This is a genomic window from Roseovarius sp. (assembly GCF_965228755.1).
Taxonomy (GTDB): Bacteria; Pseudomonadota; Alphaproteobacteria; order Rhodobacterales; family Rhodobacteraceae; genus Roseovarius.
In genome coordinates, this window is record NZ_CBDDIG010000004.1 from 166,617 (window position 1) to 189,829 (window position 23,213).

Here is a 23,213-nt window from a genome sequence, read left to right on the forward strand (position 1 = left end):
CGCCGGCCCGCATGATGGCAGCACACGCGCAACCGCGTTCCAGACCAACCGGATCATGTAAATGCAAGAAGGACAATATGGACACTGGTCGACGCCAGCACAAGCCTTTATCACCAGCCCATGGCCTTGAAACATCATGGTGTCATCCGCGTGGTGTCAAATGTCCTCACGAAGCCGGCGAACCTGAAGCTTGCGGCACTCGCCGTGACAGTAGCCATCGCGTGGTTGACGCTGTCTCCCTGGGCGTCATCCCCTCAATCTCTCCGCTTCGACCAGGCCGACAAGCTTTGGCATTTTCTAGCATTCTTCACTTGGGGGACGCTGGTCGCAGTCAGTTGGACAAGACCGTTCTGGCAATTGTTGGTCGGCGGGCTAGTTTTCGGCGGAGTGATCGAACTAATCCAGCCATTCGTGGGGCGGGACGCCGAATTGGCAGATCTCGGTGCGGATCTTCTGGGCTCCGGCGTGGGAGTCTGGGCAGGAACAAGTATACGCTCGCGCAACAAGCGCAAACACGGAACGGAGAAGTGACGGAGATGGCTCTGCACACATCGCCCGCCAGGACGCAGGATGGTTAGCTGCGGTGAAAGAACTCTGGAAGCATATTTCGGGACATAAGGGGTCTACCGGAGACACAGCCAGGTCGATTTCGCCACCGGAACCCGAGCAGGGCGTCCTTGTGATCGGTGACCTGCATGGGTCATCTGATCTTCTTTTTGAGCTAGATCGTATCATAGATGGAAGGTATCGCGGCTGGCCTGTCGTTTTTCTTGGTGATTACATCGACCGTGGAGAAAAAAGCCGCGCCGTGCTGGAGATGCTTATGCAGGCATCACCCGATGCATCTTCGTCGATCATCTGCCTCATGGGGAATCACGAGCGAATGCTTCTGGATTTCCTGGATGATCCAAAGACAGGTCCGCGCCGTTGGCTTCGGTATGGTGGGCTTCAAACACTCGCAAGTTTCGGTGTGCCATTGCCTCGCAGTAATTCTGATGACGCACGGGCATTTGAAGAGCTTCGCGATCGACTCGCTGAGGCCATGGGGCCGGAGATGATAACGTGGCTGCGACATCGACCGTTAAATTGGCGGACTGGAAATCTCTGGTTCGTTCATGCAGGCGCGGATCCTGATCTGCCGATGGAAGATCAAGATCCGGATGTGCTTCTGTGGGGGCATCGGAGATTTCGCACTCAAGTACGGAGGGATGGTCAATGGGTCGTACATGGCCACACGATCGTTGAAACACCCCATGCGAAAGATGGTCGAATCGCGCTCGACACGGGGGCTTACGCAACGGGCCGTCTGAGCGCTGCGGCTATCTCGAGGGGCGAGGTGGAGTTCTTTCAAACCGGGACAGATAAGCAATTCTAAGCTCGCGAGTCTGACCTTTTGATGTCGCGGGGGGAGGCAGGCGAGCGTCGATACAGACAGATGTTGAGCAGTGCAGCTCTGTGACGTGGGTCGGCTGGAAGTCGCTGTTCCAGTGAGCAAGACATTCAATCGCACTATCTCTCACGCAGCCGTGACTTTAAGGTTTCTTGGAGTTGTAGGTTGCGCGGGAACGGGATAATTCGCGTTCATGGCAGGAATGAGAATAAAACCAGAGCAAGTAAGAACCGACGTCGCGCACGCTTCCGAAGAAGATGAAATTGATCTTCTGGAACTGGTGCGTGCGCTTTGGCGTGGTAAGTGGACGATCGTGCTTACCACCGTTTTGGCTTTGATGATCGGTGGGTATTATGCCTTTGGGGTTGCAGAACCAGAGTACCAATCTACTGCACAGTTGACACTCGAAGCCCGGACCAACAATGTCGTGGATCTAGAAAGCGTGATTTCGGGCGTTTCGACCGAACAAGCGGCTTTGAATACCGAGCTTGAAATAATTTTGTCACGTCGCTTGCTGGGAAAGGTCGTTGATGAACTCGATCTCGTGAATGATCCCGAATTCAACTCTGCTCTGGAGCCGCCCTCGATGCTTGCAGAGGTAAAGGGCATGGTAATAGGTCAGGTTGCGACCTGGCTTGGTTCAAGCGTGAGCGAGACACCGGGAAACGCGGCTGTTGAAAAATCACCACGTGACCGAGCAATCGACAACCTGAACAAGGCGCTATCGGCATCGGTAAAGCGTGATACCTATGTCTTCTCCATCAATGCAACGACTGATGATCCTGAAAAGTCGGCGCGGATCGTCAATACGTTGGCCGACATCTACCTTGACGAACAAATCGCCGTAAAGTTCGAGGCAACTGAACAGGCTGTGACATGGCTTTCGGCACGTGTCAGCGAGTTGGAAGAAGACCTTCGTGCCAAAGAAGAAACTCTCAAGAACGCACGAGCAGAAACTGAGCTCATTAGTACGGAAGCCTTGGAGGGTCTGAACCTTCAAGCAAAGGATTTGCGTGATCGTTTGCAGGAAATGCGCGATCAGACCAACGCCGCCAAGACGAGCGAGACCCAGTTGCTCGACCTGGTAGAGACGGGCGATAGAGCGGAGGCGGTTAACGTAACGGGGGATTCCGCGCTTCAGAGACTGTTGCAATCGATCGAAGACGGGGATGCAGATGCAGCTCAACTTTTCGATCAACGTCTGGCGACGTTGCTCGAGCGTGCCCAGACGGAACGGGAACGCTTGCAAAGCCAGGCTGCTGCGCTTGCCGTATCCTATCAAAGGTTGCAGGATCGCATTGATCGTCAGTCGGAAGATCTCGTGCGCATCCAGCAGATGGAACGAGAGGTCGAAACCACCCGAACGCTCTACGAGACATTCCTCACCCGTTTGAAAGAGACAACAGTTCAACGCGGCCTCCAGCAAGCCGACAGCCGCGTTCTCTCAGATGCGATTGCCGGCGAGCAGGTCGCACCACGCACAGCGATGATCCTGGCTCTTTCAATGGTTCTCGGAGCCATGGCTGGGATAGCGCTCGTCTTGGTACGACAGTTTCTGCACAGTGACTTTCGGACTGCAGAGGATCTTGAAGCGACCACCGGACTTCCTGTAATGGGGCAAATTCCCAAAATGCCAGTCAAGCGCACCGGTCTGATTAACTATTTGAGGAACAAACCGACCTCTGCGGCGGCGGAAGCCATCCGAAACCTGCGAACGTCCATATTGTTGTCCAACATCGATGCGCCGCCCAAGGTGATCATGTCGACGTCTTCAGTGCCTGGAGAAGGGAAGACGACGCAAGCTATTGCCTTGACACAGAACCTGGCCGGGCTTGGCAAGAAAGTGCTGTTGATAGAAGGCGATATCCGGCGGCGGACGTTTTCGCAGTATTTCAAAACTCAGCCCAAGGGGGGGGTGCTGTCGGCTTTGTCAGGAGACGTTTCACTTCACGAGGCGGTTTTTCTTGACAAGGCTCTGGGGGCACACGTGTTGATGGGCGAAAAGTCGAGTGTAAATGCCGCAGATCTTTTTTCCTCCGATCGGTTCCGTAATTTCCTCGATGGTGCGCGTGAGACTTATGACTATATCATCATCGATACCCCGCCGGTCCTCGTTGTGCCCGATGCGCGCGTGATCGGTCAGTATGTGGACGCAATTGTCTTTTCTGTGGGATGGAGTAGCACGCATCGGGGACAGGTCACTGCAGCACTGCGTGAGTTTGCCTCCGTCAATCTGCAGGTAGATGCACTGGTTCTGGCACAGATCGACCCGAAGGGCATGCGACGCTACGGGTATGGTGGCAAGTACGGTGCCTATGCCAGCTATGGAAAGGGGTATTACGAAGCCGGTTGATTCATGCTTGTGCCCATAATTTCATGTTTCAATCTACACCTTTTGCGTGTACCCTCACCTCAGTTCTCGAAGGAGATGATCAATGAAAATCCTTACATCGACGTTTGCTATCGCTGCTTCTGTACTGATGGCATTGCCTGCGACTGCGCAAGTCAACACAGGCGTGCCGCCGGTTGCCGGTGAAACAGCTCTTCAATACGCTCAGCGGATCAATGCTTGTGGTGGCGCGGGCGTAGAGAGCGCAACGTTCACCCAGAACCGTACTCGCTTGAGCGTTCGGTGCCCGCAAACCACGAGTACCAGCAATAACGGCATGAGTGGTGGTCTGGGGACTGCGATTGCATTGGGCGCCGGCATGGTTCTCATCATTGCAGGTGCTGCTGGCGACAGTTCTTCGACCGTTACCACCACGAATTGACGGCCAAAGAATCTGAACGCCAAGCGCGCAGCGCGAAGCAAAATGGGCGGCTCCAAGTTTGGAGCCGCCCTTTCTTTTTTAGAGCACTTCGAATGCCTTCGATTCTGATCGTCCAGATCAATTGGTGGCTGCGCGTCCCGCAGTATTAAGAAGTGTGGGCAGAAACTGCTGCAAGGCCCGGCCCCATTTTGTGATCGGCTGCTCCTCGATGAAGATGATATCGTTCGGACGCATCTGCATTCTTGTTGCCAGCGTCATATTCACGGCGTTCTTGGCATCGAGGTGCCATGCTGTCACGGCACCAAACTCGGCTGGATCAGACGAGGGCCGAAGAACGTATATGTTTGAAGGGTTCCCGGTTTCGGTCGGAAAGCCCCCATTCCCATAGAGGACATCCGCGAGGGTTGCGTGCTGACCATAGGGCAGGGCGACCCTGTTCTGGTTCTGAACCTCACCGGAAAGGTATACGTAGTCGCGCTTTTCCGCGCCGTATTCCTGGCGTGCTTCGAAGTTTGACCGCCGTTCGTCCAGCATGCCACGACGCAAGGAGATCTCCGTCTGAAGGGCATCCAGTGTTTGCTGACGCGCTTCGCTGCGCAGGCGGATCACCTCGATTTCCGTTGTGTAGAAGCTTAAAGCTCGGTCGAGATCATAGGTGGTATCCACGAAGACCGCATCGCCATTCATGAGCTTGAGGTTTTGCAGGTCGGGTCGTTCCAGATAGATCTCGTAAGGGATTTGATAGAGCGTGCCGTCGCGATAAATTCGAATCGATGCAAACTGCTCGTCCTTGACCACGGTGCCGCCGGTCGCCGTCAGAGCCTCTGTAAGACTGGGTCTATTGAGTGTGATCGGAATGCGAACCGAGTTTTGTACTGCGCCGCCAACCGTCACCTTTTTCGAGTTGAACTCGGTGACTTCAAGAGAGAAGGCCGGATCGACCTGGTTCTCGAGAAGGAACTTGAATATCTGGTCCTGCGCTTCGGCAAGCGTCATGCCTCCGATCATCACCCGACCAATATCCGGTATCGAAATCGAGCCATCGTCGAGAACCGTGTACCCCTGTCGTCGTGTCTGCGCGGCCAGGAGTCCGCTTAACTGTTCCACGCTGCTACCGTTCGTCTTGGTCGCAAGCAGGACCACGTCGCCCACGCCGATCGTGTAGGGCCGATCCGGGGCCTCGGGAGGTACGCGAAGCTCCAGCCGTCCGGGCCTTTCATCGGGCACAGAGGGCGCACTGGGAAGGGCGCCGAGACCGGGGCCTTGGTGGCCCGTCGCGTGGCTATAGAACTCGCTGGGCAGATCTCGCGGGCTGTAGGGAGCGCGATTTGCCAGCAGCACCGTTTCCGGGGTCAGCTTGATTTCGCGGATATCGACATCTGTTCCCGCGGCACGGCTGACTTTCGGGCTGGTATACACCATGCCACATGCGGACGGGAGTGCGAGAGACGCGGCTAGGGCAAGCCCGATGGCTGTTCTGTTTATCATTTTGGACTTCCGGTTCTTCATCCCGTTGCCTCCAAGAATTCGTTTCTTATGTTCAACGCTGAACGCGTTCGGTTTCCATGTACTCGATGGCAGGGCTCACCCATTGACGTGACTTGATGACCTCGCCACTTGTGTTCAGCCAGTAGGTATTCGTGAACTCAGCTCGAGGAGAAACACACCTTTCCTCGATCTTCCGGGTTACATATATATGACCGCCAATGCTCGTTTGCTCTCGTGAGCGCGCTTGTTGCCGGCATTGAAAGCTTCGGAATTCGGTCTGGTATTCGCCGTCAAGGTAGCTTCGGACGTGTGGGTAATACATGCCATCAAGCTTTCCGTCCACCATCGCCAACGTGTTGGTAATGCCACTGGTCATTAGGTCGTCGCCCAGCCCACGTGTGCCCACCAGCAGGCCCTGACGAAATGAAAGCGTGATACCGTCGAGCGTTTGCCAGACCGTTGTGCCGCCGCTACGTGCGACCGGAGCGAGTGTGGCTTGTGCTCCTCGGGCGGGCAGCATTACATGCATTCTCTCCGGCCCAATTGGCTGGGGGGCAACAGCCGAGACCTGTCCGGTAAGGCCAAGCCTGTTGGTCAGCTTGTCGCAGCCGCTGGAAAGTGCCAGAGATGCCAGAATGACAAGCGTGGCAGAAAGCCGACGTGCTTGAGGGATTGTGACGGTCATCTCCAGAATTTCCCCCAACCGTCTTGCAGAGCCGGTTTCTGAAGAGGGCGAACCTTTTCGTAGAGTCGGCCGCCAACATCCAGCCGGGCTCCGCCGTCGCGTGTCACCGGGCGGATCGTCGTCGTGTAGTCGGATTTGTTGGGCTCGCCGGTGAGCCAGGAGATCGGCATGGTTATCCTGATCCCCTTGTCAAAGGAGCCTTCACCGAAAGTGCTGAATGGTACATCTGTCAGGGTTGCGAAGGCGCCGATCTTCCAGCCGTTCTTGAACTCTCGATCCACCGAAAGCGTCGCGCCCCAATCCCCGGCAAGATAACGCCCGGCATCGATCTGAGTGTGGAAGCCATTGCCCATGTCCCAGTAGGCGGAGACATGACCGGTTGCCACCTCGTAGCTTCTGAAATCGAACAACTGGTCATAGGCCCGTTGCTTGACGTAGTTCGCCTCGACACCGAAAGCGAAGGGGCTGTTGTTGGGCTTCCACAGCACTTCCGAGGAAATGCCGCCAAACATGGGCTCGAGGTAGCCCACCGTCACTCGGCCATAAAGGTCTTGGCCTGGTTTGAAGTAGTAGGCCGCCGTCAGGTTGGTGATCGCTGGATCGCCTTGCTGCTCATAGAGATTGAAATCGCTCCTGACCCGCGGCAGCAAGGAGTCGGATCGACGAGTGGCATCGTCCAGGTTGCCGATGACCTTCTTGCGGACACTCCCTGTGAGTTCCCAACCAGGAGCCGGTTCATAGGTCGCATCAAGCTGAACGCCAAGATCCGCGCGAATTGGGCTGTCGGGATCGAACAGGCTCGGCGTGAGATAGGGTTTCAGGTTCCAGTCAAAGCGCGGATAGCGCTCCGGAATGGGCTGAAGCTTGCCGACGGGAGATGTGATGGAGGTCCGGGCAAAGCTCTTCCAGCTGCCTTCCAGATCATCGCCCAGCGTTTCCATGTCGCTGCGCCGCACAAGAAGCTCTGATACGGGTACGCCTGACGAGACGAGAATGATCTCGAACGTGTCGACATTGGTCGGCATTCTGCGCGAAAGAACTCGCGCCGTACGCCCAACGGCCTGAGCTTCAAGTTGATAGGTCGTGTTCTCGATCTCAACGCGCGCAGCGGAGCCTTTGAAGCTCAACCCGTGCAGCCGAATACCCTGCTGCCTAAGTGCTTGAGCCAGATCCGTGCGGCGCGTCGTCTGTTGGCCCTCGCTTGTTGGCCAGTTCAACTCTTCGGCGGACAAGGCCCCGCGTGGAAGAACAGGGGGCGGGGCTGGTTCCCGACCGGAGGTACTCGCAGGATTTTTGGGGTTGAGTGCTGCCGTGAGCTGCACGCCGATCTCACTGCCATAGAGATATCGCAAGGACAGATCCATGCCCGGCCGTATCTTGTAGGAGGCCCCGAGGTTCAGCTGTGAATCCCGCTCGAAGTTGAAGGGCGATTCATCCGGGTAGGCATCCGAGGAATATTCCGCAATCAGCTTCAGCCGATCGGTGGCCTGCCATTCGACTCCACCAAATAGCGCAGCGTCCCCGCGGAAAAACTGTGCCGATTCCACAGTTCCGCCTTGGCCGGTATTCCGGACCGGTCTTGTCTCCAGCTTGTCGCTGAGGATGGACAGCGGATTCTTGAACCCACCACTGCCTGCCAGGCGTCCCCAGCCCATGCCGAGACTGAACCGCAGCCGATTGCCCACACTCTTTGTGGCGACCACATATTCGGACGCGTAGATCCCGGTTCCGAGGAAATCGTTGAAGCCAATGGCGACAGCCGGGCGAGTATATGTCTCATCAAGAAAACGATAGTGCAGAGAGAAACTGCGGTCGTAGAGCGTGTTTCCCCCTCTGTAGTTATCAATAATGGAATATCGAAAACTGCCCGACAGTCGGGGGGTGATCTGGAAGGTCAGGGTGTTCCGTGTCTGGCCTGCGAAATGGCTGGAGGAGAAGGCCAGTTCGCCGTCAGGTCGGCTTGTCGCCACTGGCATGTCTATGAGGCCAGGATAGCCGTAGCTGTTATAGCCTGTCGATATCTCAGACCCTGCCAAGGCAAACACAGGAATGACGGCGACCAATACGGCCGTCGTTAACTTTCGCGATCTGATTTGCCTGCCTGCTCTCATGTTTCCCGCATAAGTGGTTTTGTCTTTTATCAACAGCTTTTTGGGCAATTGTGGCTTTCTTGGCGCCCGATCGTTGCCTTGGGAACACGGGTTTTCACGGATTGTCGGGAACGCTTTTCAGAGTGGCCTGGCGGGAGGTTTCTTGCACACTGCCGAAGCCGAATGAGCCGCGTGAAACTATCCACGCGAACACGGCTTATCAGCACTCTCCTGTCTGGCCCACAAGCATGAATGCTTGGACGCAGCGCTCTACAAATCACCGGCCCTCCCCAAGAGCGGCGCTATGACCCGAGCCGCGCAAACACAACGTAGATCGTCCTCATGAGCACATAGCTGTCCATCGCAAAACTCGCGTTCTGGATGTAGTAAAGATCCGCGGAAACCTTCTTCTTCGTTTCGTCTATCCCGTTGACATAGCCAATTTCCGTCTGAGCCAGTCCGCTAATGCCCGGCCGCATGCAGTGCCGGTCCCGATACTCGGGGATCAGGCGAATGTAACGACGTGCATGGTGAAAGTAGTCCGGTCGCGGGCCAATCAGGCTCATGTCCCCGCGCAGAACGTTCAACACTTGGGGCAGTTCGTCGATGCGGTTCTTTCGGAGAATATTTCCGAGCTTCGTAATCCGGTTAAGTTCAACCGGGTCATCCGCACCACGGGTTATGCAACGTTCAGGTGTCATCGTCCTGAACTTGATGGCCGGAAAAGCACGACATCCCTTGCCCATGCGTGGCTGGATGAAAAGCAGGGGGCCGGCGTTGAAGAATGGGTTCAGGAGCAGAAGAACGATGGCGATAACGGCTGTTGGAAGCAACAGGATGAGGCTGAGGACAATGTCAAAAGCTCTTTTCGCGCAGCAGTAGATGAGGCCGGGGCCAGAGGTAACTTCGTCGGTCGAGACGCTATCGTATTGCTTGGCAGCAGTTGTGTCGGTCATGTTTCGCCTTCGAGTTAGGTTTGAACAACGCTGAGAACGTCCAGCTACTCACTGACCAACACGTCTTGGCTCGTCTACTCGCAGTAGTTGCGAGCAATACCAGCCCCCCATCTGCCTTGCAATCTGCAAATTCAAGACCGGCATAAGTCCGCTTCATGACAATTTTGTGGCGCTATTTGCAGATCGTATGACTTTGCCACTCGTCACAATTGTCCCGATACTTCATAGCTTTACGAGGGTCAATCCGGATCGTTCCGGCGAAAGGATAGGGCGTGCGAGGAATGCCAAAATTTTCTCCGCCTCGATGAGAAATTCAACATCCAGTGTGCCATGGGGTTGAGTGAGCGGCTCAAACATGCCGGTCAACGCCTCTTCCCTGAGTTGTTTAAATGTGCTGCGCACCGTGGCAAAAAACGCTGCCTATTCATGTGTGGTCGCTCGATTATGTTTCCGCAAACGTTCCCGGCTTCATTGCATCCGGTAAGTTCCACGACCCATGACGCAAGGAAGTGAGCTCATCCATGGCAGAGGCTCGCGGTTCATCGAGAAAGATCGCGTAGGGTAAGGTGGGCGTGACCCTAATCCGCTGCGGGATACTGGGTCTCAATATCCCACACAGTAACCTGAGCCACCATGCAGAACCGAGGCGCCGTTTGGGCATCGTCCAGTCGCTCTGGGGGCGACGGGCGTGCTGGATCTTCCGAGCCGATTGTCGGCGCAGGCATTGATCCAGGCCGCGTCCTCACTGCCGACGCTTCCGTGCGGCAAGATCCGCAAAACGGTATCTCCGCCCCACGGATAAGCGACGTAGGTCGCCTGTATCTTGGGTGAACCATGCAGGCCAAGCTCGTATTGGCAATCGATAATCGCCTGGTGCTGCTCAGTGGCGGGCAAGTAGCCCTTGCGCTTTGGAAGATCGGCGTAGGCCATTTGAGCCGTTGCGGTTGCTGCAAAACCCAGAAGGCAAAGTTTGGCAAGGTGGCGCATCTTGATTTTCACTCCTGGCGAACCGGTTTTTCACGGATAGCGGGCATCCAAAGAACGATGGACGACACTTAATGGTTGTAGTGCTATTGCTGTTTTCGACTGATTTGAAGGCGTGAAAGTGAAGAAAAATGGGCAAATCCAACTTGTTGTCGAGCCACATCACCACTGCAGTCCCGTCGCAACAACAGTGACGAATGTCTGCCCGTCTCGCTCGGGGCTGTGTTGACTGTTTTTACCTTTATCGGGGTGTGGGCGCCCCTCTTAGCCATGGGTTCGCAATCATATTAGCCAAGGGTTCGCAGTCATACACATGAGGGAGGCGCTCAATCCGTCCAGTTCCACCCGTCTGCGCAACCGCAGACGTCGCTCGGGTCAGAAAAAACTTGTCCAGCAGGCAGTCTCAGGAGAACTTGGCATTAAACGGCAGGTCACTTGGCGAATGTCGGAGGACAGTAGGGGCAAGCAAGATTTCAAAGAAAAGTGAAGACCTATCCGCTGGTGCAGCACCAAAACGCAGTCGGGCGCAGTCACTCTGCGAGGCACATGGCCTTGAGCCGCAGGACGTGCTCGCACAACAGTTCATTTTGTCGAGGGGTGCGATAGAATGCCCGCCCGGCTTCGCGCATGCCGGACTTGGTGCATGGGAACTGCTCACCGGACCGGATTTGCCTGTGGCGGTAGCGCGATATGAGGACGAATGGCTGGCGGTTCTGGGTATTGCTGTCGATCAGGACGGGAAGCTGGTCAACCAGTCTCGGCTCGACGCTCTAGCAGCCGAAAAATCCGCAAGCTTTGCCGCGTTGGCTCGCTTTCTCGCCGATAGTGCCGGGCGCTTTGCAATTGTTCTCGTAACCCCCGAGGGCGGAAAGGTATACTCCGACGCGGTCGGATCGCTTGGTGTTGTTTACGACCCGGAAACCGGTGCCGTGGGGTCCACCCTCAATGTTGTTCTCACACGGGAGCCGGAGCCAAGAAGGGACTTTCCTTTCGCAGAAGCCGCGCGACTTGGCCAAGGTCGTTTTGCGTTTGGCCACACCTCTGACAGAGCTGTGAGGCGCCTGCTGCCCAACCATACCCTCGATCTAGCACGTTTCACCATCGAACGGTTCTGGCCAACGGACGAGGACACTGCGCTGGCCGAACCCACGCCAGAAGAGGAGTTAGCGGTTATCCGCGGTATGGGGACACGGCTGGAACAGGTGATCGCGACACTCGCCAAAGACGTGAATGGCCCGACATTGCTGCCACTCACCGGCGGTGTAGACAGCCGTCTTTTGCTCGCTTTTTCCAAACCGGTTCTTGAAGATATCAGCCTCTTTTCTCATGCGGAAGACATTCTGAGCCGTAAGGATACGCGATTGGCAGGGTTTCTTGGGGAACGCGTCGGCAAATCTGTCAGAGTGATCGACCCTCTGAAAGGGACCTGTCCTCTGTTGGAAGACCCAGACGTGCTAACTCAAAAAAATTTATCCTACAAGATTGCGACCGGTCTGGAAGACACGCCCACACCGGTACGCCATACGGTGTTTCAGGAACATCCCGCGGGGGGGATCGTGCTGCGCGGCAATACAGCGGAGTTTTTGAAAGCCGTCCTGTGGGGCCGTGGCGTACACGAGAACAACAACAAGGCACATAACATACCTACCGGAGTAAAGAAGATGATGCTCGGTGAAGATGCGAATTTGCATCCGCAGATCCAGGCCGAGTACTCGGAATGGTACGCCGGGCTGCCTCACCTCGCCGCACTCCGGCCCTTTGACCTGATGTTCGCCGAACATTTCCTGCCGCGCAGACTTGGCAATCTCTTCTACGGGTTTACCAGGAACCTCTATATCTGCCCGTCCAATGACCGGCGGTTCATAGCAGCGGCCACTTCTCTGCCGCCGAACAAACGCCAGAGCATGTACTATCATGAAGTACTTCTGAACTGGCGCGCGCCGGAACTGGCCGACATCAGACACACGCGGCCCCGTCAAAACCAATTGTTCGACACGCTGCGCAACAGCGATACCGTGATCCCGGACTTAAGCTGATGTGTGAAACCGCGGCCCCTGCCGTCGTTCGCCCAGGCGAACTCCAGCAGGAGCGAGTTGAAAGGTCAAGTGTTTAGGTTTCAACTTTTTCTCAGGGCTTTGAATGCTCTGCAATTGGGCGAGAATGGCTCGAAACTGGTCCGCTTTTGCCTGAGCGGAAGTTGGATCTGCAGTTGAACCCCCTAAAGGCAAATGGCGGGCTCAGACCCCGAACACCACCTAGATGCACCCTGCACCCCAAGAGGCTGCTGAACTGGGCCCATTTTCGACCAGGCCCTGAAGGACTATGTCAGCTCGCAAATCGCCATCAACGACGATCAGGAGATCACGGTAGATCTCAAGTTCGGCCGCGGTGACAACGGCAACACTGCCACCATCGACATTCGCCCTGCCAAGGTCACCAAGACCAAGAAGCCTACAACCCGCAGTGCTCCGGCCAAGCCGACCCTGGTTGAAGAATCCAAGGACGAACCGGACGAACAGCCGGAAGAAGAAGCCCGGGATGCAGCTGAAGCCGAAGCATCTGCTGCTGACGACGCTGACGAGAAAGCATGCGATGAGCCCCAGGAAGAAGGGACACCTGCACCGTCGCGGAAGTCGATCTTCTCCACTGGTTCCTGACCGAGATCAGAGTCGGGTGGTCGGACGCAGATTGGGTAGCACCCTGATCCTTAGCTAAGGAACATACAGACCACATTCCCGACGAACCAGGCATGGAGCCTGGGCTACCTTTTTTGGGGAACCTCCTCTGAGAAGAGGATGCAGGTTCGATCCCTGCCGTCGGGCGCCAGTTCCAGCCGGGGTAATGCCGAGCGTTACACGTCGAAAAGCACCGCCAATCGTGCGGCCGGACAAGTACGCAGGCATTACCCCAAGAATCCACTCTACATCTCTGTCGACTATCTCGAAGTCCCTGAACCAGACAAGGAAACCCCATAATGCCTAAGTTCAACGTCACCATCGTCGAGACTGTTAAGTCCACTTACCGGCAGGAAATCGAGGCGGACACATCTGATGAAGCCAAGCTTCTGTTCGAGGACTGGATCGTCAACCACCCCGAGGATGTGGAACCAGTGTCCGAAGAACAAGTCTCAATCGCCCGTTCTGCCGCAAAGGTCACCACATGATTTGGTCCGGAGAATATTCCCAACAGTGGGTACGGCATTTTGCCTGGTTCCCAACTTCCGTTGAGAGAGGCACCAAGGTTGTCTGGCTCAGGTTTTACTGGAGGCGTTATGTGCCGGGTCCACAGTTCTGTGAAAAATGCCAATTCAATCATAGCGACCGTGTGCTTGGTCATTGGCAAACCACAGCCAAAAACCCATTTCCTCGCTTCACTGACGATCCCGGCCCATAAGGAAACCACATGATCCAACTCTTCACCATCATCGCCTGGTTCTGCATCCTCATCGGAATTGTCCTTGGCATCGCTCAAACTCTCATCACCCTGGCCACGTATATCCTGGGGCTCGGAATAACCTTGCTCCTCGGCGCTGTCCTGTGGTCAAGAGCTTGATTTTTCTGACCTGTGGAAAGCCGAAAGTTTGAATGGTTTTGAGGAGTTCTGAAGGCTTGTTCAGGTAGAGTTTGCGAAGTTCAACTTGAGTTCAACTCCCAGCCCATAGGCTTTCCATAGGTCGGCTGGCAGGCAGGTTTTCAGTTGCGACAGATTCCAGCGTCTAAAAACACTTGATCAGCAGCCGATCACGTTGATCTCGATGGTGTGGTCGGACGATATGATTTCGCCATTTTCAGAAACCTGTGCCGGCCCAGTGATCATCGCGCCGTCTTCGGAGAATTCAGTGGCGTCCTTGGTCGTGGCCCCCCTCACGTTCCAGGTTTCGCGGGTGTCTGCCATTGCTGCTTCGCGGGCTTTGTCTGGCGTGGCCCCTCCATGGATCACGTATTGCGTGGGCGCGAAGGACGTGGCGTACAATGTCAGGAACACAGCTTCTCCTTCGGGACCCGTACCGGGTGCCATGACGCGCAATTGCATTGCCCCGTTACGCCCCATGAGCAGGCAGGTACCCTCGAACTGATAGGTCGAACCGTCAAGGTTGGCGATTGCTTGCGCACTGGTCTCCGTCGACACGCTTGTCTGAGCCAGCGCCGGATTTGCGCCCATGTTGGCCATCACGGTGGTCGAAAGCAGGAGCAGACCTGCGGACGTCAGTTGTTTCATGTTTCACCTTTCCGGATGTTGCGCCGAGATGGCGCGTGAAGGGACGGGGTTTGATCGGGCCGAGCAAGTGAGGTGCGAGCTGAAGTGTCGCTCGATCTGCCCCTCAATCAGTCGGGCAATCCCCCCAGACACTACTGGTCTCGAGGTCGACACCGGGACGCAGGCATCGCGAGCGGCAAGATAAAGAGTCGTCCGGATGTGTCACGGTTTTCCAACCGGATACGTCCACACTCTCACGCTGTAGGATAAATTTGGAGGAGATATGGATGAGGTTTCCGTTTTGCACACCATCGTAGAAAACATGACCCAGAACGGTGGTTGCCGTCATTCCGATCAGTTCGATGTTCATCGTCGGTGACTGGGGAGGTTTATAAGTTCCTGCCCAACGCGGCCAGAACTCGAACGTACAATACTTGCCTTCTTGCCGGCGAAGGCTCCCTTTGACGTTCTTGTCGAACAGGAATTCGAACCCCTCGCGGTTCTGAAGCGCCTCGTCCCCACTATGCAGAGGGCCGAGTTTCGCCTCTCCTCTGAAAGCGCCATCACCGGCAAATCCGAGCCGACCCTCCATGTCGAACAGGGTAAGCTTGCCCTTTGTCTCAAGCGGCGGGTCAAATCGATTGCCATTGATCGTCATCTCGAAAAACAGTTGTTCGCCCGAATATTCGCCGATCCAGAAAGCTTCTTGGTGGGCGGGGTCGTCGCACATGCTCGGCGGTTTAAACTCGGTACACGCCAGCGCTGCACCTGCGAACTGTGGAGCCAGTAGAATGTGGGCCACAATGATATTCACAAGTTTCTGCAACATCATACTTCCTTTCACGCTCACCATCGGAAAGGGGTAGTTGCGTGCGTCATATTACCTCGCACGGAATGCTCCTGTTGTAAATGTTGTTGGTGCGGAGTGCCCTCGAACATCGGGATGCACTTCGTCTCTGCCATCCGAACCAGGGCGCCTCACTGCCTCTGAGAGCCACGGAGAGCGCCTCTGGAGGCGCTCTGCTCTCGTTTTTGTCCCGACATAGCTGAAAGATCCAAGGCCTCTCAACGGGACTCTCCGTGGCTCTCAGGGGTATCCCTTGATTTTACCGGGATTCTGCATGCGGTCGAGTGGGGCGCCGAGTGGAAAAGGGATCCCTGGTGCGGTGTGTTTCGGCCCGAACCGGCGATCGGCGCTGGTTGGTGCTGGATTGAGCCGGGCCCCTCGCGCGCGCCTGGTAGTTAGCCTCTACTTTCCATAGATTCTGTGTAGCTCTTCTTTCCATGTTTTTTGCTTACTCCTTCTCAAGGAACTCAAGGAGAGGCGTAGCCTCGCCGTAGAGAGTTCCTTGAGAAGGAGTAAGGTAAAGGGTAAAAAAGATTCATTCCATATTGTCAGGAAAGAAAGAACATGTTATATTCTTGTATAATAGGATATTAAGTTGTTGTATTAAATAATAAAATTATACACGCGCGTGTATCTAAAATAGGCAGGTGGCGAGCCACCTGCCTATTTTAGATATGTCTTTTTTGCTTCACGGTGAGAGCCGTCGGTCCTGCTGGTTCCTGCCTGAGCAGGTCTTGCGGGTCGCAGTCTTTCGAGGCTTCGATCTCGGTTTGTTCCCTGTTCCGCTCACTGGTTCTCGCCTTTGCTCACTGGTTCCCGGCGTGAGCGAAACGGCTGCACGGAAAACCGTTTTGTCCAGCCTGGGTCATCGGCGATCCATCCGCTTCGAAGGGGAGGGCGGTTATGGCGTTCCTGGTTCCTAAATCTGGGTTTTGCCACACACATTAAATACTGTGTGGTGTGGCTTGACTGGATCCATCTATTGTGGCATTGCCACACACGAGATATTTTGTGTGGTAAAGTTGGAAATCAAACGTCATTCGATGGCCTCGACGACTGCCTACATCGATCTGCTTGAGAAGCATGTGATGGAGGATGTTTCAGGCATCAAGGGAGCGCCCACCTTGCGCAAGAGAAGCGGGCGCCAGTACTGGTATGATCGCTACAGGGTCGGTGACTCCGTGCACGAGAGCTATCTCGGAGAAGACAGTACGCAGTTGAGGTCTTTCATCGAAGATCACAAGGCGAACCAGGAAGACGCTGCTGCTCGGAAAGAACGGATGGCCTATCTCATCAGACTGATGAATGCCGATCGGTTCCTGCGCCTCGACAGAACAACTGGTTCGTTGTTCTCCGCGCTTTCAAAAGCTGGTTTCTTTCGCCTTGGCGGTGTCGTGGTCGGGACACATGCGTTTCGAGCCTACGAAGGCGAGCTCGGAGTGAGATTGGACGTCGAGCTTGGTGCCTTTACCGATGATATCGACATCGCAGGCTTCGAGCGCCTCAGCGTCGCCATCGCCGAGACAGACTTGGCAAATCCGAGTGCAGACGAGATTTTCAGATGTCTCGAGTTCAAACCGGTGCCAAGTCTGGCAAGCGAGCACGTGTGGAAGTGGGCGCAGACAAAGGGGGATGCCGTTGTGGAGTTCCTTACCCCGTCATTCGGAAGCGAGGAGCCGACCAAGCGATTGCCGGCACTGGGAGTGTCCGCGAAATGCCTGAACCACTTGAACTATTTGATTCGCCAGCCGATCGATGCGGTATTGAACTACAGGTCTGGGGTTCTGGTGAAGATCCCCCGGCCGGAGCGGTATGCAATTCACAAGCTTATTGTGTCCGAGCGAAGAGGTCAGGGGCCAAATCCCCAAAAGGCGAGAAAGGACCGCATGCAGGCGGAATTTCTTATTCATGTTCTGGCAGATGACCGGCCAAATGAGCTTCGATGGGCCTACAGCGAAGCTTTGGACGAGGGGAGAGGCTGGAGGGATCGGATCGACAGAGCGCTTTCCAAGATGCCCGGGGCAAGGAAGGTTTTGCTGAATCTGAACCAGCCTTGAGGGAGCTGATGCCTGCCCAACCTCGAGCGGCACTTGTTGGTCTTCTACAAGTCGTTGCTCTTTTCCACCTGGTTCAGGCCTAAGACTCCAGTTGAAAACGGTGCAGATAAACCGACTTTAACGGTTTGTTAACCCGTGCCGCTGTAGAAATCGGTCATGACAGAACCAGCAGAAATAGCCACTCCCGGCCAGTTGGCCCAAGCAGAAGAAGTAATCGCGGAGTACGTGCAGAAGTATGGGTTTACCCGTTTTGCCAGTCGTTACTTCGGTCGAAAGTACAGCGGTTGGCGCGAAAGCGTAGCGCTCTTTGATTGCCCGCCCGAAGTTGATTCAGGAGACAACAGCATGGAACGGGCTGAGCGGCCGAGTGGGCAAGCGTCAGAATTCGAGATGCGGCAGGAAACTGATGAATTGCAACGGTTGCGTTGTGAGCTAAAGGAGATGCGGGAGGAGCGTGACCTGCTCGCCAAAGCTGCAGCCTGGTTCGCAAGCAACGAGGTGCGGTAGATATTGTATGGCATGCTTTTGTTTCGAGGATGCTCTATCCCCAAGGTTATGCCGAGTTACGCGGCTCCTTGTATTGGTGTGAATATTATTCATTCCAGGTTGACGGAGGCAATTGGTTGTGTATCCTTGGATGCAAGGGTTTATCCGGGACCTTTGCCTGTCTCGAAGTCGACATTCCGTCGGCGGTCAGATGACGAAAGAGGTGTCCGCCACGGCTTGTCACTTGCCGGCCATCAAAGGTGACTGTTTGCCGGGGACTTCACCCGACCCGCTCTTGATCCGGCTCCGTCTAGGCTAGAGCAGAAACGTGCCAACGAAACCCACCGGCACGATCCAGATAGATGAACGGGAAAGATCTTTCCTGCTATTTTGTATCAGACCGGGGACTTGATCCCCGACCCGCCGGTTCGCCTGGCGGCGTCGGCGGGTCGGGGGCAGATGAGAACTCTGCGGGGAAGCGGCTGGCCTCCGATATCAGGCAGCACGTGGATACGGCAAATTTAATGACGGGCCTTCTCTTGCTTGCGGGGGGAAGGAGCGGGTGTGGTCGTGTGTCCGAAGACGCCGACTTTGAACCGTTTCGATCCCTTCGTGAGCGGAGCATCGTTGCACGATCGGGTACCTGTGAAGCATGCCGTTCCTGGTTCCTGGTTCCTGGTTCCTGGTTCCTGGTTTAGTCCGAGCTGGAAGGGGTACGGCGGGATGATAGCCTGACGAGAGCACGACGCGAACACCTAACATGAGGTAGACGCAAAAACCTAATTTCTGTACAACGCAATAACCTAACAAGAGAGCGGCAAAAAGTTGAGGTAAGATCGAGCGCATGGCGACACCGCAAGAAAAACTGGCCGAAGCCCTGGAGGCGCTGAAGGCGCTACAGGACGACGGTACTGTTGCCATCCGTTCGGCTGATCTCATACGCATGCATCGAGAACGCCTCGTGAAGAACGGCTTCCTGCAAGAGGTCATGAAGGGCTGGTACATACCCGCGCGCCCTGACGAGACGGCTGGGGAAAGCACGGCGTGGTATGCTGCGTTCTGGTCATTCTGTGCGGCCTACCTTCGGACGCGCTTCGATGATGAATGGTGCCTTTCGCCCGAGCAGTCTATTGCGCTGCATGCGGGCAATCAGACCGTGCCACGCCAGCTCGGCGTTCGCGCCCCGAAGGGAGGTAATAAACCGACCGCTCTTCCGTTCGATACATCGCTCTTCGACATTCGTGCTAGCCTTCCTCCTGCGCAAGAAATCGTCGAGATGAACGGCCTGCGGCTCTTTTCCCTCCCCGCTGCGCTGACCTCTGTGTCGCCCGGGTTCTTTCAGCAACGTGCGGTGGATGCCCGCGCGGTGCTGGCCAGTATTCAAGATGCGTCGGAGGTTCTGGGTATTCTTCTGGAAGGAGGACACAGCACTGTCGCAGGACGGCTTGCGGGTGCTTTCCGTAACGTCGGAAGAGATCGTGTCGCTGATGACATCCTCAGTGCGATGCGTGCCGCTGACTATGATGTTCGGGAACAAGACCCTTTCGAAACCAAATCGCCGCTGCGTATTTTGCGCCGGGAGGTTTCGCCCTATGCGGGTCGCATTCGTCTCATGTGGAGTGAGATGCGAGAACGGATCATCGAACGTTTTCCTGAAGCTCCAGGCAAGCCGAACGACATCGATGCCTATCTGAAGCGGGTCAGCGACACCTATGTCACCGATGCCTATCATTCCCTTTCCATCGAAGGCTACCGTGTGTCGCCTGCGCTGTTCGAAAAGGTAAGGAGCGGTGATTGGAACCCCGAAGCCGATGAGCGGGATCGCGAGCATCGGGACGCTCTGGCAGCGCGGGGGTATTGGGTTGCCTATCAGGAAGTCCTGAAAAGCCTCGGTGCAGTCCTGAAGGGAAAGAACCCTGGGTCCGTGGCCGATGACGATCACGGCGCGTGGTATCGCGCTCTCTTTGCCCCAAGCGTAACGGCTGGTTTACTTCGGCCTGCGGATCTGGCGGGTTACAGGGGCGGTTCGGTGTTTATTCGGCGCTCTATGCATGTACCGCCATCGCCGGACTCAGTGCGGGATGCCATGCCGCTGTTTTTCGAGCTTCTGACGGAAGAAGCCGACCCCGCCGTTCGGGTCGTGCTCGGACATTTTGTTTTTGTTTATATCCATCCCTATACGGACGGGAACGGGCGGATGGGACGCTTTTTAATGAATCTTATGCTGGGCGCGGGCGGTTATCCCTGGACGGTCGTTCCCGTTGAAAGACGCGATGCGTATATGGCTGCGCTCGAAGAGGCGAGCGTTCACAATGATATCCGGCCGTTCGCCGGAATTCTCGGCGAGCTTGTGAAAGCGGCGATGGACGGCAATCAGCAGGCCACGCTGCCGGAATGAAGGCGTGGGTTTGAGCGGGCCCTCTTTGTAGACGTTGAAGTGCGGATTTCTGGACGTGGCCCACTTGGACGCTACCTTGCGTCGACAAGATCGCTTCGGTCATTTCCAGCGGCGCATAGGTGCCAACCTGTAGCTTTCCATCCGGTTTCCCTGCGCGCTTCGAAATATTTGTGCCACGCAGATTGATGCAGTTGACTTGGAATAGAAACTTTTTTGACCTATTGGTGTCGAATTGAAGGATACGCGCTTTGACCCCTGTGGAATTCGTGTCTGGCCTGATTTCGGTCATGGACGTGGAGCGAACCGAGCTCGCCAAGGTGGACCGGGCAAAACAGAGAACATGGTTGCATTGAGTTGAATTGTCTTCATGCTACATGCCGTTCATTGGCTTGGTGTTCTGAGGAAAGCCACAAATGCTGTAAGCTATGATTGGGTGCCCCCGTGACCTTTCGAATCCTCCATGTGGATGACGACGCAGTATTCCTCGATTTTGTTCAGACCGTGTTCGCGGACGAAGAGCAATACCAGGTTACATCTCGCAAACACGTAAGAGATGCGCTTGCCTCGATTGAAGACGTCGCGCCCGATCTTGTCATTACGGATATCATGATGCCCGATATGGGCGGCTTGGAGTTCGTCCACGAATTACGACAAATGGCGGCATTTGAGCAGATTCCCGTTTTTCTCCTCAGTGCGAGATCGCGAGATTTGGAAAAGTATGCGTCGCTTGGAGAAAATGCGGCGATCATATTGTCAAAGCCGATCGAGCCGGAGGTGTTGCGGTCGAAGGTGAAATCGCAACTTGAACAGATGCCGCAATAAGACTGCGCGTCGGCTCAAGAGCGTTTTGACTTGGGGGGGTGCTGCCCATTTTGCAATGAAGTGGCACTCTACCGAATGCCAGCGTTCAAAGACGTCCGCATCATGGTCTTGACGATGCTTTCGCTTTAACTTCGGCAGGATTGCCGCAGTCCCGCCACGCGCTTCCCGGTGCCCCAACGACCAGTTTTCGTCAAATGCCACTTTCTGCCAGTAACGCGCCGACCGGAGCATCCCTGATCAGCGGAACTGCCCCTTTCAGTCAGCGCCTGTCTTGGTAGCAACAGGAACCGCACGAGGATGCCAAGCGCCTCCACAAGCGCCAAGATCTTGGTTGTTAGCCGACCGTGCGAGCGCCTGACGGCCTGAGCCTGAGGCCTCCATTTGCGGCTGCGGACTTCTGGTCGACTTGAACGATGGTGCCGTCGATGAGCGCATACTCGAAATCCGGATCATCCCGCATTGCATCAAACAGCCCCTCAAAAACGCCCGCCTCTGCCCATCGCCGAAATCGCCGGAACTGACTGTTCCAGTTCCCGAACTCACGCGGCAGGTCGCGCCAAGGCAATCCCGTCCGCACACGCCAGAAAACCGCTTCCAGAAACAGGCGATTATCCTTTGCGGTTGCTCCGGCATCGAGGGCCTTCCCCGGCACGTGCCCTTCGAGCCGTTGCCACACCCTATCCGTCACCACCATCCGCTGGTCACTCAACTCAAACCTCCATTTTGGATGCTTGAAACAAACATCAGACCGGAAGAAAAGCTTGATTGTCCACGGATTCAGAAAATTCCACCTTGACGTGAAGTAAAAGCCTAGTATTTCTGCGGATCTTGTTTTTTGGCCGGATGGTCAAAAGATGCGTTTGCAAGGGAGGAGCGATAGTAGACCGGAGACAGCTATGAAACCTGATGCGCCTTTGACCAAGGTCATAGCTGTTCTGCTTCCAATCGCTGTCGTCTACGCTCTGATTACCCGCTCCGATGTGTGCCGGCCGTCTGACCAAATCTCGGACGAAACGCCCATGGTGGTCGCTCACCAAGCATCCATCCCTCTGGGTTGCTAAGTTCCTCCGCGTTTATTCGTCATCGGGGCGATAGCTGCCCTTCGGGCGCCGGGCGATGTCCTGGCTGACCGACAGGCCTGGCGATTGCGTTTTCGCGCACTTCCTTCTCGATCGCTCCTGCAATCTGAAAGCGAACGTATCCCAGTCCTTTCGGCCGATGGCAGGATGGAGGCGAGCGAGGCAGACTTGCTGCTTCCTCACATGGCGTAGGAAATCGGCATGTTCATTTCCCGTGGTTGACTTGGAGTGAAAAAGTTATATCCTAGTGAGGTCGAATTGAAGGATACGCGCTTTGACCCCGGTGGAATTTGTTTCTGGCCTAGCTTTGGCAATGAAAGTGGAGCGGACCGAGCTTGCCACGGTGGACCGGGCCTTGGCAAAGGGCGGGCTTCGACAGATTGCACGTGGTCGGTCGCGCCCTGATATCAACCTGATGGAGGGAATACAGATCGTCTGCGCCTGGGCTGGTGTAGAAAAGCTGACCGATGCCGCGGAAGAGGTTAAGCGCTTGGAGCATTATTGCGCGGCCGCAAATCCTGATGACGAATACGTACCTATAATGAAACGTAAGCCCTTGTTCGGAAGTGATTTTAGAGAAGAGGAGGAAGGCCTCTACGGAAGAAACTTTTTCGCGGTCCTGTGTGAAGTGGCTCGGTGGCTCGGCGAAGAAAGGCTGGAAGCTAAGCGGGTGCTGTTTTCTATCGAGAGAGGTGGGCCGCCTGAATTAAGCTATGATTGGGAACTGGAAAAAAGGAAACTCGGGTTCGCCTGGTTTGGAGAACTGAAACTGTTCCAAGAGAATAAACCCGCCCGTCCGCCGGTGGTGATTGCAGCCTCTATCCGCGGACCGGTGCTGAAATGGATCTATGATGTCACGGAGGGTGCCTGATGCCCCGCCCACATCTGCCAAAAGCTGAAGACGTTGCCGGCCTTGCGAGGCTGCTCAGAGCCGAAGGTTTCGCGTCCTTCTGCATCGAGACA

General features: G+C 55.7%; 20 protein-coding genes. 13 read left to right on the forward strand and 7 right to left on the reverse strand.

Annotation, left to right across the window (positions count from 1 at the left end):
* Positions 1-120: 120 nt before the first annotated feature.
* From ACO07J_RS03035 to ACO07J_RS03050, 4 genes are all read left to right on the forward strand, one after another.
* The gene (locus tag ACO07J_RS03035; protein ID WP_422026178.1) at positions 121-531 is read left to right on the forward strand and encodes a VanZ family protein; all 411 of its coding nucleotides are present in this window, start codon (positions 121-123) and stop codon (positions 529-531) included.
* Between the two features lie 148 nt (positions 532-679).
* The gene (locus ACO07J_RS03040; RefSeq protein WP_422026180.1) at positions 680-1,375 is read left to right on the forward strand and encodes a metallophosphoesterase; all 696 of its coding nucleotides are present in this window, start codon (positions 680-682) and stop codon (positions 1,373-1,375) included.
* A 208-nt stretch (positions 1,376-1,583) separates the two neighbouring features.
* Complete coding sequence (locus ACO07J_RS03045) at positions 1,584-3,743, forward strand: GumC family protein (RefSeq protein WP_422026182.1); 2,160 nt, start codon at positions 1,584-1,586, stop codon at positions 3,741-3,743.
* Positions 3,744-3,825: 82 nt separating this feature from the next.
* Positions 3,826-4,161 carry a hypothetical protein gene (locus ACO07J_RS03050; protein WP_422026184.1) on the forward strand — a complete coding sequence of 112 codons (336 nt, stop codon included), beginning with the start codon at positions 3,826-3,828 and terminating at the stop codon, positions 4,159-4,161.
* A 117-nt stretch (positions 4,162-4,278) separates the two neighbouring features.
* Here the strand turns inward: ACO07J_RS03050 and ACO07J_RS03055 are convergent, their stop codons facing one another.
* The 4 genes from ACO07J_RS03055 to ACO07J_RS03070 form a co-directional block, all read right to left on the reverse strand.
* Entirely contained in the window at positions 4,279-5,670 is a 1,392-nt protein-coding gene (locus ACO07J_RS03055) for a polysaccharide biosynthesis/export family protein (protein ID WP_422026186.1), read from the reverse strand.
* 31 nt (positions 5,671-5,701) lie between these two features.
* Complete coding sequence (locus ACO07J_RS03060) at positions 5,702-6,334, reverse strand: YjbF family lipoprotein (RefSeq protein WP_422026188.1); 633 nt, start codon at positions 6,332-6,334, stop codon at positions 5,702-5,704.
* Entirely contained in the window at positions 6,331-8,493 is a 2,163-nt protein-coding gene (locus tag ACO07J_RS03065) for a YjbH domain-containing protein (protein WP_422026190.1), read from the reverse strand. Before ACO07J_RS03065 ends, ACO07J_RS03060 begins: the two co-directional genes overlap by 4 nt.
* A 233-nt stretch (positions 8,494-8,726) precedes the next feature.
* The gene (locus ACO07J_RS03070; RefSeq protein ID WP_422026192.1) at positions 8,727-9,380 is read right to left on the reverse strand and encodes a sugar transferase; all 654 of its coding nucleotides are present in this window, start codon (positions 9,378-9,380) and stop codon (positions 8,727-8,729) included.
* A gap of 834 nt (positions 9,381-10,214) precedes the next feature.
* Here ACO07J_RS03070 and ACO07J_RS03075 point away from each other — a divergent pair.
* From ACO07J_RS03075 to ACO07J_RS03090, 4 genes are all read left to right on the forward strand, one after another.
* A complete protein-coding gene (locus ACO07J_RS03075) occupies positions 10,215-10,439 on the forward strand; it encodes a hypothetical protein (protein WP_422026194.1) in 225 nt (74 codons plus the stop codon).
* A 491-nt stretch (positions 10,440-10,930) separates the two neighbouring features.
* A complete protein-coding gene (locus tag ACO07J_RS03080) occupies positions 10,931-12,400 on the forward strand; it encodes a hypothetical protein (RefSeq protein ID WP_422026196.1) in 1,470 nt (489 codons plus the stop codon).
* A 938-nt stretch (positions 12,401-13,338) separates the two neighbouring features.
* Positions 13,339-13,527, forward strand: coding sequence for a hypothetical protein (locus ACO07J_RS03085; protein WP_422026197.1), 189 nt, complete (start codon positions 13,339-13,341; stop codon positions 13,525-13,527).
* A gap of 239 nt (positions 13,528-13,766) precedes the next feature.
* Positions 13,767-13,916: a hypothetical protein gene (locus ACO07J_RS03090; RefSeq protein ID WP_350033487.1), complete on the forward strand. Its 150-nt coding sequence runs from the start codon at positions 13,767-13,769 to the stop codon at positions 13,914-13,916.
* A gap of 177 nt (positions 13,917-14,093) precedes the next feature.
* On the opposite strand, the gene ACO07J_RS03095 is transcribed toward ACO07J_RS03090, so the two are convergent.
* Together ACO07J_RS03095 and ACO07J_RS03100 are read right to left on the reverse strand one after the other, a co-directional pair.
* Complete coding sequence (locus ACO07J_RS03095; RefSeq protein WP_422026199.1) at positions 14,094-14,582, reverse strand: hypothetical protein; 489 nt, start codon at positions 14,580-14,582, stop codon at positions 14,094-14,096.
* A gap of 103 nt (positions 14,583-14,685) precedes the next feature.
* Positions 14,686-15,390 (reverse strand): hypothetical protein, encoded by a 705-nt coding sequence (locus tag ACO07J_RS03100; RefSeq protein WP_422026201.1) that lies wholly within the window; start codon positions 15,388-15,390, stop codon positions 14,686-14,688.
* A gap of 1,040 nt (positions 15,391-16,430) precedes the next feature.
* Here ACO07J_RS03100 and ACO07J_RS03105 point away from each other — a divergent pair.
* From ACO07J_RS03105 to ACO07J_RS03120, 4 genes are all read left to right on the forward strand, one after another.
* Positions 16,431-17,465: a GSU2403 family nucleotidyltransferase fold protein gene (locus tag ACO07J_RS03105; protein WP_422026203.1), complete on the forward strand. Its 1,035-nt coding sequence runs from the start codon at positions 16,431-16,433 to the stop codon at positions 17,463-17,465.
* Between the two features lie 156 nt (positions 17,466-17,621).
* Positions 17,622-17,972 (forward strand): hypothetical protein, encoded by a 351-nt coding sequence (locus tag ACO07J_RS03110; RefSeq protein WP_422026205.1) that lies wholly within the window; start codon positions 17,622-17,624, stop codon positions 17,970-17,972.
* 823 nt (positions 17,973-18,795) lie between these two features.
* Positions 18,796-20,349 carry a Fic family protein gene (locus ACO07J_RS03115; RefSeq protein ID WP_422026207.1) on the forward strand — a complete coding sequence of 518 codons (1,554 nt, stop codon included), beginning with the start codon at positions 18,796-18,798 and terminating at the stop codon, positions 20,347-20,349.
* A gap of 462 nt (positions 20,350-20,811) precedes the next feature.
* Positions 20,812-21,171, forward strand: coding sequence for a response regulator (locus tag ACO07J_RS03120; RefSeq protein WP_422026209.1), 360 nt, complete (start codon positions 20,812-20,814; stop codon positions 21,169-21,171).
* Positions 21,172-21,505: 334 nt separating this feature from the next.
* Here ACO07J_RS03120 and ACO07J_RS03125 read toward each other — a convergent pair whose 3' ends face one another.
* Positions 21,506-21,880, reverse strand: coding sequence for an IS5 family transposase (locus ACO07J_RS03125; RefSeq protein WP_422026211.1), 375 nt, complete (start codon positions 21,878-21,880; stop codon positions 21,506-21,508).
* Between the two features lie 644 nt (positions 21,881-22,524).
* On the opposite strand from ACO07J_RS03125, the gene ACO07J_RS03130 reads away from it, so the two are divergent.
* Entirely contained in the window at positions 22,525-23,121 is a 597-nt protein-coding gene (locus tag ACO07J_RS03130) for a hypothetical protein (RefSeq protein WP_422026213.1), read from the forward strand.
* The last annotated feature ends 92 nt before the right edge of the window (positions 23,122-23,213 follow it).

What these genes read in the sequence shown, in the direction of transcription:
- ACO07J_RS03035 (WP_422026178.1), top strand. Translation starts at nt 121, where the DNA reads ATGGCCTTGAAACATCATGGTGTCATCCGCGTGGTGTCAAATGTCCTC.
- ACO07J_RS03045 (WP_422026182.1), top strand. Translation starts at nt 1,584, where the DNA reads ATGGCAGGAATGAGAATAAAACCAGAGCAAGTAAGAACCGACGTCGCG.
- ACO07J_RS03050 (WP_422026184.1), top strand. Translation starts at nt 3,826, where the DNA reads ATGAAAATCCTTACATCGACGTTTGCTATCGCTGCTTCTGTACTGATG.
- ACO07J_RS03055 (WP_422026186.1), bottom strand. Translation starts at nt 5,670, where the DNA reads ATGAAGAACCGGAAGTCCAAAATGATAAACAGAACAGCCATCGGGCTT.
- ACO07J_RS03060 (WP_422026188.1), bottom strand. Translation starts at nt 6,334, where the DNA reads ATGACCGTCACAATCCCTCAAGCACGTCGGCTTTCTGCCACGCTTGTC.
- ACO07J_RS03070 (WP_422026192.1), bottom strand. Translation starts at nt 9,380, where the DNA reads ATGACCGACACAACTGCTGCCAAGCAATACGATAGCGTCTCGACCGAC.
- ACO07J_RS03075 (WP_422026194.1), top strand. Translation starts at nt 10,215, where the DNA reads ATGCAGGCCAAGCTCGTATTGGCAATCGATAATCGCCTGGTGCTGCTC.
- ACO07J_RS03085 (WP_422026197.1), top strand. Translation starts at nt 13,339, where the DNA reads ATGCCTAAGTTCAACGTCACCATCGTCGAGACTGTTAAGTCCACTTAC.
- ACO07J_RS03090 (WP_350033487.1), top strand. Translation starts at nt 13,767, where the DNA reads ATGATCCAACTCTTCACCATCATCGCCTGGTTCTGCATCCTCATCGGA.
- ACO07J_RS03095 (WP_422026199.1), bottom strand. Translation starts at nt 14,582, where the DNA reads ATGAAACAACTGACGTCCGCAGGTCTGCTCCTGCTTTCGACCACCGTG.
- ACO07J_RS03100 (WP_422026201.1), bottom strand. Translation starts at nt 15,390, where the DNA reads ATGTTGCAGAAACTTGTGAATATCATTGTGGCCCACATTCTACTGGCT.
- ACO07J_RS03110 (WP_422026205.1), top strand. Translation starts at nt 17,622, where the DNA reads ATGACAGAACCAGCAGAAATAGCCACTCCCGGCCAGTTGGCCCAAGCA.
- ACO07J_RS03115 (WP_422026207.1), top strand. Translation starts at nt 18,796, where the DNA reads ATGGCGACACCGCAAGAAAAACTGGCCGAAGCCCTGGAGGCGCTGAAG.